Source organism: Blautia sp. HA9023 (genome assembly GCF_056504095.1).
In genome coordinates, this window is sequence record NZ_JBWLUR010000005.1 from 1 (window position 1) to 13,176 (window position 13,176).

The following is a 13,176-nucleotide window of genomic DNA, read 5'->3' on the forward strand; positions in this document are numbered from 1 at the left end:
TATTAATCTGGATTGTAGAGGAAAATATTACATGAAGAAATTAGTATTGGTATCATTAAAAACGTTTGCCTTTTTTGTAGGCTGGGCTATATGTGTTTCAATTTTGCCTATACCAGATACAAAAAGTGCGGCAGTCTGGAGATTTTGGGCAGAATTGATTCCATTATTGTCAGTTATTGGTTTTACAATTATTTTCTGGTTAATAGATAAAAGAAACATACGATTACATCTGACTGGAAAACCTGTTTATAATATCGTACTTGGGTGTATCACAGGAGCTATTTGGTTAGGAGTATCTGTTGTAATATTATCTTTAACAGGGGCCATACATATTAATGGCAGAAACCAAATTTCTATGCTTTGGTTATGGTTATTTTCAGCTTTTATCAATAGCGTTATGCAGGAAGTGTTAGCTCGTGGTTACTTATATCAGATGATAAAAAATAATTACAACATAGTTGTCGCTGTCCTTATATCTACCGGATTATTTACATTTGCACATGGTGGGGCTTTTGAGGCAGGAATACTTCCTGTACTAAACGTTATAACGATGAGTCTTTTCGTGACGGCAGTTTTGGAATACACGGAATGCTTAGTTGCTCCGATTGTAATCCATTTTTTATGGAATGGAGTTGGTGCAATTATTCTGGGTGGAGTATCAGTTAGCAGAAGATTATCCGCATTTGTTCAACATGGTAATTAGTGGAAATTCAAGGATTCTGTCGGGTGGCAGCTGTAAAATTGAAGGTGGCACAGTTGTACTGTTTATGAATCTTGATTCCAATGTTTGGATTCGTAATGGCAAAAAAGAAAAGGGACAAAAATCTATAATTTCAGTTTTATTGTACTTTTCTAATTCGAGACACACTGTGTCCTGAATTGAGCTGGTCACATTATCGTGCCCTGATACGTATAAATGATGAGAAGGCAAGAACAAATGCAATGTAGACTTGGGATATAAGAAACTATACTATAGAAAAGCGTTAGAGGTGGCAACGGGAATGAAAAATAAAATTTTGGTGATAGAAGATGACCGTGCAATTTCAGAGAGTGCTGTGCGGGAACCTGGAAGCGGCAGGATATGAGACTGTGGCAGCTTATGATGGGGCAGAAGCCCAGCGGCTGCTCTTATGGCATGAGGATGCAGATATGGCAGTGGTGGATATCATGCTGCCGGGAAAAGACGGATTTGCACTTATGGAGGATTTTAAAACGAAAGATATTCCGGTGCTCTACCTGACTGCAAAGGATGATGTGGCTTCCAAGGTGAAGGGATTAAAGCTGGGTGCGGAAGATTATATGGTAAAACCTTTTGAGATGCTGGAACTTCTGCAGTACGCGTTGAGAAGGTACTGGGAGAGGACGGGACGGGCCGGGAGAGTCTTAACGGTCCGGAACATCCTGGTGGACGTGCAAAGCCATCAGGTCTACAAAGACGGGCTTCCGGTAAGCCTAAAAGCCAATGGAATATGACCTCTTTGTGCTGCTCCATGCAAAATCAGAACATTGCGCTTGGAAGAGAAGAACTGTTAAAACGGGTCTGGGGAGAAGACTGCCTGGGAGAAAGCAGGACGGTGGATGTCCATATCGGACAGCTCAGAAAAAAGCTGGAACTTTATGATGAGATCAGGACGATCCCGAAACTTGGATACCGTCTGGAGGAATAAGGATGAAGCTGTGGAAACGAACGGTACTTCTTATGCTGGTAACGCTATTATGTGCCTTGATCCCAGTGGGAACGCTAAGTCTTTATATCACAGGAAAACGAAGCCTCAATAATGCTGCAGAGACCTACGGAAGACAGCTGGAAAATGGCAAGATACTCCTGGAACAATTTTGGGATAACAGCAAATATGAGCAGATGTCCGAGACTGGAAAGCGGGCTTATATGGGCTTTCAGTTCCAGCGATGCTGTGGGGAAGGCATGGCTCTCATCGACCGAAAAAGCAATGCCGTCATTGAAAACCTGACAGATTATAAAGTTGTGGGGCTCGAAAACTTAGGCTTAAAGGATGAAGGAGATCCTTATGCCTACAAGATACAGAAACTGGGACAGAAATACCTCCTTCTCCAGCTGGAACCATTATCCAGACCGGAAGGATACGAAGTCCTCTCTGTTCGGGAAGTCACAGGGCTTTTTGCAGAGCTGAGACAGACCGCTGTCTGGTTTTTGGGAATTTATTTGTCTGTGTTCCTGATCGCCGGCCTTTTTATTTATATGATGATGCGAAGAACTGTGGAACAGATGGAGAAGCTACAGGAAGTGGCAGAGAAACAGGAGCTGCTCATGGGGGCACTTTCCCATGAAATGCGTACCCCGTTAACATCCATTATCGGGTATTCGGATACCCTGCGTCATGTAAAGCTGAAAGACGAACAGAAAGACCGGGCACTGGAACATATCAACCGGGAGGGAAAACGCCTGGAGGCTCTTTCCGGGAAGATGCTGCAGATGCTGGGGCTTTATCAGAACCATGCCATACAGATGGAAATGACCACGGCAGGTGATCTTTTAAACCATGTCATAGACATGGAAAAAGAACAGGCAGAAAAGAAAACGGTGCACCTCAGGATGGAATGTGAAGCTTTTTCCATGAAAATGGATCCGGCCCTGATGGAAAGCCTTCTGATAAACCTGATCGACAATGCCCTAAAGGCTACGGATGCCGGTGGAAGCATTTGGGTAAAGGCTTATGAGAAAGCTGGAAAAAAGATCTTTGAGGTGTCGGATACCGGAATGGGGATCCCGGAGGAAGAACTGGGAAAGATCACAGATGCATTCTATATGGTGGACAAATCACGAAGCCGAAAAGAAGGCGGATCTGGACTTGGGCTGGCACTCTGTGTGAAGGTGGCTGAAATCCATGGCGGATTTCTGAAGATCGAAAGCCAGCCAGGAGAGGGGACCACGGTAAGAGCCATCTTCTGATTTACAATTTGTTTACATCTTGATGAATACATCAGCGAAGCAATATGGTACTCTTTTCTCATAAGAAGAGGGTACCTTTTTTAATACCGAAAGGAAAGGATGGAAAAAGGATGAAGAAAATAAAAATGTTTATGGGAGCCGTTCTGTGTATGAATCTTTTGACATTATCCGGATGTGACCGTATTGTCCAGTCTGCTGTTGTGGAAGAAAAGGATCAGACAGAACAGAAAAAGAAGAGAAAAAGGAGACAGTTCAGAAAACCGTTGCCGAACAGGTACAGGCACCGGAAACATACCAGACAACGATCCAGGCAGATCTAAGATCAGCGGGCCGGGAGGATAAAGAAACCCCGATGAATTTTACCCCGACAGCGGATGCACCGATAAAAGTGCCGGATGTAGATGCAATCTGTTTAAAAAAAGTAAAAAGATTGGCGATTCCTGAAGAAGAACAGAATAAAATAAAAGACACATTCGGAAAAGGACAGTCCATGCAGGAAGAGAAGAATGAGAACGAACAGGCGGGGACGTATACAGTAGATGGACTGACCTATCGGTATTCTTATGTACAGAGCGAGCAGGTATCGGATGTGGAGGAACTTGGATTTCAGATAGCGAAGTTTAGCTTTGATGATTGTGGGGACATGACCCTGGCATCAAGTGAGAAAAAAGAAAGGGAAGAACGCTTTCAAAATTATATAAAGGCAGGAAGCGGGAAAGTATCTGAAAAGGAAGCAAAGGAGAAGGTTTCAGGTCTTGTGTCCGGAAACTGGGAGATATTTGAAAGTTCCTCAAAAGCACTTACTGAAGGAAGCACTACCCTGGAAAAAGATGACTTCATTTTTGAACGGATGATAGACGGGGTTCCGGTTAATTATGTGAGGGAAACCTCTCTGCCTGTTAATGAACAGGCTCTTGAATGGGAAAACGAAGATGGAACACTTCATGAAGGACAGTCTGAAGGATGGGAAAATGAAGTACTGACGATGGACTTTTGCAGTGGGACACTTCAGAGTTTTCTGCACCGAAATCCCATAGAAGCATCGAATGCTTCCGATGAAAGGCTGTTCCTACTTCCTTTTGATGAGGTCAAGGATATCTTTGAAAAAACGATCACTTTGCAGGTCATGACAGAAGACAAGAATCGGCTGATCTCTGTCGATGGAGGAAGCCACTACCGTTATCCGTCCATTGATGCACAGAGTGCGGAGATAACCATAACAAAGGTACAGCTGGGTTATATGTGCATGCCAGACAGTGAAGGCAGCGATACCGAAGCAGTCCTGATCCCGGTGTCGGGATTTTTATGGAACCTGGACATCCAAAGAGCCAGAGTATGAGTACGGAAATGGGGAGGATGGACCGGTCATAGGAGACGTGACGATGGATGCTGCAGGTGTTCCACTCCTTACGATCAATGCACGGGATGGAAGCGTAATACAAAGGATTCAGGCTGGATGGGCGGCTTCTATGGGTTCCAAGGATATAAAATAGAGTGTGAATTTCAATTTCTAAGCAATGATGACAGAAAGACCTGGATTTTCAGGTCTTTCTGCTTTACAGGAAAAAGAAAAATACGTTATACTTTTCCTATAGAAAAAGGTTGGAGGAATATGTATGGCAGAAAAAATGGCAGAGCAGATCGCAGAGATTTTAAAAGAACCTAATTTTCAAACGGCAGAGAAAGCACTGACAGATTTCTGCGGACCGATGGATGGGGAATTCAGGAATCTTCTGGTGGATATTATTGTGGAACGATGGATTGATACGCCTAAAGACGTACCGTTTTCCTATGCCCGCAGCATTTGGAATCGGAAAGATATAAATAGAGAAGAGTATCAGGCATTGCTGGAGGAAATCCGAAGCTATCCCATCGCACCGATCAACAAGGCAAAGATATCGGATTTTTTATGGGTTGTGGAAAATGATTTTTCAAATGCTAAAATAGCAGAAACGGCTTATTGCGAACACTTGAAGAACACCGGTGCATTTGCAGATCATATCATGGCTATAAACCGGATCTTGTTTATCTCTAAAAAAATCCGAAGCAAGGAAATCAATGAAGAGGTGCGAAAGAATCTGCTGATAAAAGTATTAGAAGAGTATGATAACAGCAGCCACGCAAAAATTGGATATTTGATAAAAACTGCCATGGAGGAAAAAGTGGATACAGGATATCTGATCCCTTATGTGGAAAATATCTTGAAAACTTACGATGATAATAGCTGTGATGCACCGCTCATTGGTAAGTTTTGTGATCTGTTGGAAGAACTCTATTGCAGAAAAAATAACTGGCAGAAGAAAAAGTGTATTACTGAACCTAAACTGATTGCGATACGAAGACGTAAGATTCAGGCTATCCGGATGGAGGCTGAATATGCCGGGGCCTCTTCTAAAGGAAATTTAATGAGAAAGATTCACTATTTGAAAGAGGTTATTCAGTTGTTAAAGACCATACAGGGTACGGAAGAAGAAAGAAAGGCACTGTTGCAGGAAATAGCACAGATAGAAGAAGCTTCCCTTTCGGAGATGATGGTATGGAGTGATAAACAGGATGCCAGCGGCATTGTAAAAGAACTGTTCCGCCAACTGGAAGATCTTGATAAAGAAGAGGCATTATGTTATTTTGCTTCATTTCTTCCGATTCCGGTAAGAGAAAAGGTAAAGAATCAAGTATTAAATAGGACTGGGATCCTGAACACGATATTTCCAGCGGCAATCCTTGGAAAAGGAGGAAAATTAATTGCTAAAAGCAGGCCTGTGAAAAAGCCTGATGGAACAATCGATGAAGGTGCGCTTAAGGATAATATGGAGCGGACAGCAGCCATGGAGATGGATTATTTTGCACAGATTCTGGTGAGAAATACGTTTGAATATATTCGTTCCAGATTTGTGATCGAAGAGAGTGATGTAAAAAAGATTGTAGATGTAAGTTGTGCGATTCCGGAGGGGAGAAAAGAATCGTATACCAAGGGTCTTATGTTTGGCTTTTCAGGAGATTTTTTGACGGCGCTAAGTATCCTGATTCCACAGATAGAAAATGCAGTAAGATATCTGGCAGTGGAATGTGGAGAACCTGTTTACAACATGAATGAAGAAGAGATTGAAGAAGTAAAACCAATGCACGCTGTCTTAGAATTGGAAGGAGTAAAAGAAAGCCTGGATGAAGACCTTATATTTGCTTTAAATACGATTTTCTGTTCAAAATTTGGATTTAACATGCGCAACAATGTGGCACATGGAATGCTGGATGATCAGGCATTCCAGAGCTTTAAAGCTTTGTATATCTGGTGGTTTGCACTGAAATTTTGCTATCTATTCTGCGGAAAATTACAGGAGGAGAATAGAAGCAAAATAAATAAAAAGCTGAAACAGCTGATGGAGAAGAAAGATAATATGGATGAGAATTAATATAAAATGGTTGGACGGATGGTATGGTTTCCTTAAAAAGTGTTCGGAAGTATCTGGCAAGCATAGCGTTTGGATATCAAAACGCACTTTGGGGACGGCCTCAACCCCCGGAATGTGTAGCACTGAGAGTAAATCTATAAATATAATATGAATTATAAAAACACTCCAACTTATTAGTAGTCAGAGTGTTTTTCATAAACATATATTTTTAAATAAAAATATAGAGAAAGTATTTTGGTAGTTACGGATTTAAGAAAAACCAAAATTCATGTCCCTGGCATACAATATAGCGCTCCAACCACTCATTAAAAGGAAGGTTAAAACGATCGGTGTCAGGAGCTGGATAACATAAATAATCTTCTCTACCTTCTAATACAGCTTGTAAATCCATGGTTATATCACCTATATCTTGCAGAAAAAGAATGGGAAGATGATAGGTGAATTCTGGATCAGATAAAATGGGTGTATTATTCCAAACCTCTTTTTGATTAAGAGCTTCTTTTAAAGAGTAGATGGTACAGCTGACTAGAGAACTACCCTCTTCTCCACAAAAAAGCTCCATTCCATTTGAACAAGATAAAAAGGCTTTATACGAAGCGGGAAGTTTCATGTTGGGAAAATATTTTTCAAATAACTGAATTTCTTCGGAGGATACAGGTGGGTAAAATTTATGAGTTACTTTTATAGGCTCATCACCTAAATGCCATTGATAGACCCAACCATTATTATCCATCTCATATTTTAAATTTTTGAAAATTCTGTGTATTGCATTTACATCTTCCATTATGTACTCTCTCCTTAATAATTTCTAAACCAAGAAGTTATTGCTCTATGGCTTTCGGTTTTGACGGGCATTAAATTCAATACCGCCCTCGTAATATTTAGAAACACAAAGCCGTACGGTTGCTGAACTAACGGCAAGTTTTTCAGCGATATCGTTGAAAGTCATGCCATCAGATTTATATAATAAAATTTTGGCACGATCTACAATTTGTGCCTGAATTGTTCTTTTTTTTGATAATGTTTTAAGGTAATCTTTGTCTTCCTCTGACAGAGTAAGATATGTTCTTCTCATAGCGTTCATCCCTTTCTTAGATAACACTATTATACCACACATTATCCTCAAAATATATAGTAGCTATTTAATTTACGTTATACTAGAAATGTGAACTTCCGTAATAATTAACTCTCGAAAGGCGGCGCCATGTATCTCGATTTTCAAGTAAAAATACCAACTGAATCAGCTGGCATTACTCGTAAAAAAATTAAGGGAACCACTTACATTTACTATGCATATGAACATAATTACAATACAAAAAAAGGGTATACTGTCCCTAAGAACACGACGATTAGAAAGTGTACAGAGGATGATTCGGAGCTGATGTATCCGAACACCAACTTTTTGAAATTTTTCCCGGCTGAGGAACTGCCGGAAACAAAAGGCAGTGCTTACAGGAGCGGGTGTCTCAGAGCTGGTACCTATTTTGTACTGCGTAAGATTATAGCGGAGTATCACCTGGATGAAATGCAGGGAGATATCATTGGAAAGAACAACGGTTTGTTTCTGGACTTGGCAGTGTATTCCATCATTGCAGAAAACAATGCCGGACAGTATTATCCCGATTATGCGTATAACCACCCATTATTTACAGACCGGATGAAAATCTACAGTGACACAAAAGTCTCCGATTTTATTAACAGCATAACCAGGCTCTGCCAGATTGGTGGTGCGGTGGAATCGGTGCTGGGTTCTGCAATTGAGGAAGAAGATATCCCGAAGCTGATTGGCTTCTTAAAAAGGCAGGAAGCAAACGGAAAGTTTTTCTCAAAGGCAATGCAGAAAGAGCCAGTTGCAAATACGGAGGAAGTGTAATGCCGGAGGGAGTGGGTTTTCCATTCCCTTCATTGTTTTTTATGAAGGGCGCACTTATGGACAACCAGAGGTCGTCCGTATAAGTTTGCCACAAGTGGCAACCGGTCTGCGCTCACGCTTGCCGGGCTCGTTCCGTCGGCGGGCATTTCATGCAGACCTGCTCATGCCGTAGGAGGCACTCTTCGCCAGAGGGGCGCATTCCATGCAGGCTGTTATGCACAGGGCACTCTTATGCAGAGGGCGTTCCGGCAGATACCTTTTTCTTTTAGGAAAACGTTACCTGCCGGAAATCAAAGCCGGATACGGCAGAAAGGAGGAAACGGATCATGGCAATTTTTCATTATACAGTAAAGATTGTTGGACGCAGCAAAGGAAAATCCATCATATCGGCATCTGCTTATCTCAATGGCGATGTGATGAAAAATGAAGAAACAGGCAGGATCAGTTATTACACTTCCAAAAGAGAAGTTGTTTATACCAACCTGTTGATGTGTGAAAATGCACCACAGGAATGGCTGAATGTACCTGCTCTTTTATATCAGACGGTTCCAGAAATCTGTCCGATATAAAAGAGCAGATAACAAAGATGCCGCACTGGAAAAATTTAAACTCACTTTTCAGAAACAGCGTTTGTGGAATGAAGTTTTGAAGATTGAGAAGACCTCGGATGCACAACTCGGCAGGTCATTTGAGTTCTCACTTCCGAAAGAATGGAGCCGACAGGAACAGATTGATTATACAACTGAATATATTCAAAAGACCTTTGTAGATAAGGGAATGTGTGCGGACTGGAGCATCCACGATAAAGGCGATGGAAATCCTCATGTGCATTTACTTGTGACGATGCGATCATTCAATCCAGACCATTCATGGGGAAACAAAGAAGTCAAGGACTGGGATTTTGTCAGAGATGAAAATGGAAATATTGTGGTGGATGAATCCCATTCGGACTGGTGGCAGGATAAAAAGAACCCTGACCGTCATGGAATCCGAATCCCGGTATTGGACGAAAATGGCAATCAGAAAGTCGGTGCAAGGAACCGTAAACAGTGGAAACGTGTATTAACCGATGCTACCGGGTGGAACAATCCGAAAAATTGTGAACTGTGGCGGAGTGAATGGGCGAATGTATGTAATGCTCATTTGAAAGTGGAAAATCACATTGACCACCGTTCTTATGCAAGGCAGGGAAAATTTGAGATACCAACGATCCATGAGGGTGCGGATGCCAGAAAAATTGATGAGAAATTTCAAAACGGACAGACATCCTCCGCTTCATGGAAAGTGGAGGAAAACCAGATCATTAAAAACGCTATTCCGATAAATCTCATGGTATTCCTATTACTATCACATGTTATTTATATTGGAATCCGATGTTATGTGAAAGACTGGCAGGAAGAACGGGGATATTTTTAAAATCTAATTTGTTCATTTGCGTTATTTATATTTATTTTCATGCTAATATATATTATCATATTAGCATGAAAGGAGAATCTATATGACTCAATTTGAAAAATTAGATTTGTTATTGCGTGAATGTGGAGGGACAATTCAGACATTTCAAGTCCTAAATAATGGAATTAGTAAGTCTGTGTTTTATGCCTATGTGAAGGAACGAGGATTAGAGCAAGCTTCTCATGGTGTGTATGTATCACCTGATACGTGGACAGATGCGATGTTCCTTTTGCATTTGCGTTGTGGTCAAGCTGTATTTTCTCACGAAACTGCATCGTTTTTTCATGATTTAACGGACAGAGAGCCTTTGAAATACACCATAACAGTAAGAACTGGATATAATCCAAGCCGTTTGCAGGAAGACGGTTTTCAAGTGTATACAGTAAAAAAGGATTTACATGAAATAGGGATCACAACTATGCTGACATCATTTGGACATTCAGTTCCGGTTTATGATATGGAGAGAACGATTTGCGATCTGCTTCGCAGCAGGAAAAATATTGAAATGCAGGTCTTCCAAGATGCATTAAAGCAATATGCGAAACGTAAGGATAAAAACTTACGGATGCTTATGAAATACGCAGCTATGTTTCATGTTGAAAAGATACTAAGACCATATTTGGAGGTGTTACTTTAGATGATAACAACAGCAAGACAATTAAAGGATTTAATTCGTAATATGTCAAAGAAAAAATCCGCAGATGCACAGATTTTGATGCGGAATTATATGATGGAACGTTTTTTAGAACGAATTTCTTTATCAGAGTATAAAAACCAGTTTATATTAAAAGGTGGAATGCTGGTGGCGGCAATGGTTGGTCTGGATGCCAGAGCTACTATGGATCTGGATGCTACCATAAAAGGCACTAATGTTAGTGTGGAGGATGTAGAAATGATTATATCCCAAGGGAAGGAGTTGCATCATGAATAAGATTTTGATTATAGATGATGACAAAGCACTGTGTGAATTGATTAAACGTAGCGTACAAGCAGAAAACATAGAAGCTGATTTTTGTAATACCGGAAAAGAGGGCTTACAAAAATTAAGAGAGCAGGAATATCAGCTTGTGGTGCTGGATGTGATGATGCCCGGTATGGATGGTTTTGAAACGCTGGAAGAAATTCGCAAGGAGTACAGCTTACCGATTTTGATGTTTACATCTAAAAATGACAGCATTTCTAAAGTACGAGGCTTACGGGCCGGGGCGGACGATTATCTTACAAAACCGTTTGATATGGACGAACTGATTGCCCGTATTGCGTCTCTTATACGCCGCTACACTCGCTTTAATCAGCAAGCCGGAGCCATACAGAAGCTAAATTTTAACGGACTGCAGATTGACCTTGAAAATCGTTCTGTTACTACATCAAACGGCACTTTTGAACTGCCCCCAAAGGAATTTGATTTACTCCTGTACTGTGCAAAACATCAAGGGAAAATTTTGACAAAACAGCAGATTTATGAGGAAGTATGGGGCGAAGAATATTTCTATGATGACAGTAACATTATGGCGATTATCAGTCGGCTTCGTAAAAAATTAGAAGTTAATTCTTCAAGCCCAAAGTATATACAAACGGTCAAAGGGATTGGATATCGGTTTAATAAGGAGGTGTAGCCAGCATGGAAATCATCGTATTCTTATCCGTTGTGATTGTTGTTGTGGCTGTATTGACTTCCATCGTTCTCGTTCGGCGTGTAAAAAAACAAATAGCAGAAATGACCGATGTGCTGGTTGATGTGAAAAACGGAAATGGCAACCGGCGTATTCTATCTGCAACAAATGAACTGACAGCACCTCTTGCTTATGAAATCAACGAGATCGTTGTGGCCTATGAAAGCAGACTTTCAACTGTACGGCAGACGGAAGAAACCAACCGCCAGCTTATGACGAGCCTTTCCCATGATGTGCGAACGCCCCTTACTACTCTGATTGGGTATCTTGACGCTGCACACAAAGGACTGGTCACAGGAAAAGACCGGGATGATTATATTGAAACCGCCCGCCGGAAAGCCCATGATCTGAAAGAATATATTGATGTACTCTTTGACTGGTTCAAGTTAAATTCTAACGAGTTTGCTTTGGAGATCCAGAGCGTTGAAGCTGCAGAGCTGACAAGAAATATCCTAATCGACTGGATACCGATTTTTGAAGATAAGCAGGTCGATTATGACATTGATATTCCCGAACAGCCTATCCGGGTAAGATTGGATATGGACAGCTATATGAGGATCGTGCAATAATCTCATTCAAAATGTAATCGCTCACAGCCATGCAGACAAAATCAAAATTGCCCTGTCAAAGAGGGAAAATAACATGGAGCTGCTGCTTGCGGATAATGGAGTGGGAATTGAGAAGGAAGATTTGAAACACATTTTTGAACGGCTCTATAAGTGTGACAAAGGACGGTCTGACAAAGGCAGCGGTCTTGGTCTTTCTATTGTCCATCAGCTTGTAGAAAAGATGGGTGGGAGCATAACAGTTGAAAGTGTACCGGGAAAAGGAACGGAATTTACTTTGCTTTTTCCTTTGGAAATTTAAGCGGGTTCCCGTCTTTATGGCGGGAGCCTTACTTATTTTCAGAAATCTTTTAGAAAATGGCATGGGAACCTTCTCAATCCCCAAACGGATTGAGAAGTAGCGGAATAGGATTTGCATTGCAATTCATTCCTTAATTGCAAGGTTAATGCAAGGTTGCGGCAAGGTTAATGCAAGGTTGGCATGATAGAATACCTTACAGAACAGGAGGTTTTGAATATGGATACAAATTATATCATTGAAACAAAAAATCTGACGAAGCAATACGGCTCACAAAAGAGTGTGGCTGACTTAAATATCCATGTGAAGCGTGGGAAAATTTACGGTCTGCTGGGCAGAAACGGAGCCGGAAAAACGACTACCACTGAAAATACTGTTGGGCTTAACGAAGCCGACTTCCGGGGAGGTCAAAATCTGGGGAAAGTCTTTGCAAGGGAACGAAAGAAGAGTTGCTCCCCCGCATTGGGAGTCTAACTGAGTCCCCCGGCTTTTATCCGAATTTGACCGCAACGGAAAATCTGCGTATTTTTGCTACTCTGCGGGGAGTGCCGAACAGCCATGCAATCAAGGACGCTCTGGATTTGGTCGGGCGTCCTTACAAGGATAAAAAGCTGTTTTCACAATACTCTCTTCTGGTATGAAGCAGCGGTTGGCGATTGCCCTTGCAGCTCATGCACGACCCTGGGAGCTTTTAATTTTAGTACGAGCCTATCAATGGACTTGACCCTATCGGTATCGCAGAAGTACGTTCCTTTATTCGTGAGCTTTGTGGACGCGCGAGGGAAAACAATTTTAATTTCAAGTCATATCCTTTCTGAAATTTCTCTATTGGCTGATGATATTGGAATTATCAACCGCGGTTGAAGCGGCGCACGAAAAACGCGAAAGCGTTTCACGATAAATGCGAAAACAGTTACCCAACCGTACCAAGTCTGGGTTAATATCCGGCTTTGCATAACCGAACGAAGTACA

General features: G+C 41.5%; 11 protein-coding genes and 5 pseudogenes. 14 read left to right on the forward strand and 2 right to left on the reverse strand.

Annotation, left to right across the window (positions count from 1 at the left end; translation table 11 throughout):
• The 6 genes and pseudogenes from AC04Q6_RS04100 to AC04Q6_RS04125 all read left to right on the forward strand — a co-directional run.
• On the forward strand, window positions 1-703 hold a 703-nt coding region (locus tag AC04Q6_RS04100), incomplete at its 5' end, for a CPBP family glutamic-type intramembrane protease (protein ID WP_476389546.1).
• A 298-nt stretch (window positions 704-1,001) separates the two neighbouring features.
• Window positions 1,002-1,667 (forward strand): annotated as a pseudogene (locus tag AC04Q6_RS04105) (response regulator transcription factor).
• A gap of 2 nt (window positions 1,668-1,669) precedes the next feature.
• Window positions 1,670-2,929 (forward strand): sensor histidine kinase, encoded by a 1,260-nt coding sequence (locus AC04Q6_RS04110; protein ID WP_119248291.1) that lies wholly within the window; start codon window positions 1,670-1,672, stop codon window positions 2,927-2,929.
• 110 nt (window positions 2,930-3,039) lie between these two features.
• Window positions 3,040-3,249: a hypothetical protein gene (locus AC04Q6_RS04115; RefSeq protein ID WP_476389547.1), complete on the forward strand. Its 210-nt coding sequence runs from the start codon at window positions 3,040-3,042 to the stop codon at window positions 3,247-3,249.
• Window positions 3,250-3,281: 32 nt separating this feature from the next.
• A complete protein-coding gene (locus AC04Q6_RS04120) occupies window positions 3,282-4,268 on the forward strand; it encodes a hypothetical protein (RefSeq protein WP_476389548.1) in 987 nt (328 codons plus the stop codon).
• 277 nt (window positions 4,269-4,545) lie between these two features.
• Window positions 4,546-6,339 (forward strand): DUF4209 domain-containing protein, encoded by a 1,794-nt coding sequence (locus tag AC04Q6_RS04125; protein WP_173738939.1) that lies wholly within the window; start codon window positions 4,546-4,548, stop codon window positions 6,337-6,339.
• A gap of 241 nt (window positions 6,340-6,580) precedes the next feature.
• On the opposite strand, the gene AC04Q6_RS04130 is transcribed toward AC04Q6_RS04125, so the two are convergent.
• Together AC04Q6_RS04130 and AC04Q6_RS04135 are read right to left on the reverse strand one after the other, a co-directional pair.
• Window positions 6,581-7,123, reverse strand: a complete 543-nt coding sequence (locus AC04Q6_RS04130) for an SMI1/KNR4 family protein (RefSeq protein WP_118069966.1) — start codon at window positions 7,121-7,123, stop codon at window positions 6,581-6,583.
• 45 nt (window positions 7,124-7,168) lie between these two features.
• Window positions 7,169-7,414: a helix-turn-helix domain-containing protein gene (locus AC04Q6_RS04135; RefSeq protein ID WP_242997102.1), complete on the reverse strand. Its 246-nt coding sequence runs from the start codon at window positions 7,412-7,414 to the stop codon at window positions 7,169-7,171.
• A 633-nt stretch (window positions 7,415-8,047) separates the two neighbouring features.
• Here AC04Q6_RS04135 and AC04Q6_RS04140 point away from each other — a divergent pair.
• The 8 genes and pseudogenes from AC04Q6_RS04140 to AC04Q6_RS04175 form a co-directional block, all read left to right on the forward strand.
• A pseudogene (locus AC04Q6_RS04140) lies at window positions 8,048-8,212 on the forward strand (relaxasome subunit MobC); the annotation flags it as partial.
• Window positions 8,213-8,538: 326 nt separating this feature from the next.
• A pseudogene (locus AC04Q6_RS04145) lies at window positions 8,539-9,520 on the forward strand (MobA/MobL family protein); the annotation flags it as partial.
• Window positions 9,521-9,541: 21 nt separating this feature from the next.
• Entirely contained in the window at window positions 9,542-9,628 is an 87-nt protein-coding gene (locus AC04Q6_RS04150; RefSeq protein WP_242997104.1) for a DUF6040 family protein, read from the forward strand.
• An 82-nt stretch (window positions 9,629-9,710) separates the two neighbouring features.
• Window positions 9,711-10,304 carry a type IV toxin-antitoxin system AbiEi family antitoxin domain-containing protein gene (locus AC04Q6_RS04155; protein ID WP_021651954.1) on the forward strand — a complete coding sequence of 198 codons (594 nt, stop codon included), beginning with the start codon at window positions 9,711-9,713 and terminating at the stop codon, window positions 10,302-10,304.
• Window positions 10,305-10,571: pseudogene (locus tag AC04Q6_RS04160) on the forward strand (nucleotidyl transferase AbiEii/AbiGii toxin family protein); the annotation flags it as partial.
• A 19-nt stretch (window positions 10,572-10,590) separates the two neighbouring features.
• Window positions 10,591-11,283, forward strand: a complete 693-nt coding sequence (locus AC04Q6_RS04165) for a response regulator transcription factor (protein ID WP_118069970.1) — start codon at window positions 10,591-10,593, stop codon at window positions 11,281-11,283.
• Window positions 11,284-11,288: 5 nt separating this feature from the next.
• A pseudogene (locus tag AC04Q6_RS04170) lies at window positions 11,289-12,207 on the forward strand (sensor histidine kinase).
• A 216-nt stretch (window positions 12,208-12,423) separates the two neighbouring features.
• Window positions 12,424-12,678, forward strand: a complete 255-nt coding sequence (locus AC04Q6_RS04175) for an ATP-binding cassette domain-containing protein (protein WP_476389549.1) — start codon at window positions 12,424-12,426, stop codon at window positions 12,676-12,678.
• The last annotated feature ends 498 nt before the right edge of the window (window positions 12,679-13,176 follow it).

Excerpts from the sequence above, each read along its gene's own strand:
- AC04Q6_RS04110 (WP_119248291.1), top strand. The coding sequence starts at position 1,670 with ATGAAGCTGTGGAAACGAACGGTACTTCTTATGCTGGTAACGCTATTA.
- AC04Q6_RS04115 (WP_476389547.1), top strand. The coding sequence starts at position 3,040 with ATGAAGAAAATAAAAATGTTTATGGGAGCCGTTCTGTGTATGAATCTT.
- AC04Q6_RS04120 (WP_476389548.1), top strand. The coding sequence starts at position 3,282 with ATGAATTTTACCCCGACAGCGGATGCACCGATAAAAGTGCCGGATGTA.
- AC04Q6_RS04125 (WP_173738939.1), top strand. The coding sequence starts at position 4,546 with ATGGCAGAAAAAATGGCAGAGCAGATCGCAGAGATTTTAAAAGAACCT.
- AC04Q6_RS04130 (WP_118069966.1), bottom strand. The coding sequence starts at position 7,123 with ATGGAAGATGTAAATGCAATACACAGAATTTTCAAAAATTTAAAATAT.
- AC04Q6_RS04135 (WP_242997102.1), bottom strand. The coding sequence starts at position 7,414 with ATGAGAAGAACATATCTTACTCTGTCAGAGGAAGACAAAGATTACCTT.
- AC04Q6_RS04150 (WP_242997104.1), top strand. The coding sequence starts at position 9,542 with ATGGTATTCCTATTACTATCACATGTTATTTATATTGGAATCCGATGT.
- AC04Q6_RS04155 (WP_021651954.1), top strand. The coding sequence starts at position 9,711 with ATGACTCAATTTGAAAAATTAGATTTGTTATTGCGTGAATGTGGAGGG.
- AC04Q6_RS04165 (WP_118069970.1), top strand. The coding sequence starts at position 10,591 with ATGAATAAGATTTTGATTATAGATGATGACAAAGCACTGTGTGAATTG.
- AC04Q6_RS04175 (WP_476389549.1), top strand. The coding sequence starts at position 12,424 with ATGGATACAAATTATATCATTGAAACAAAAAATCTGACGAAGCAATAC.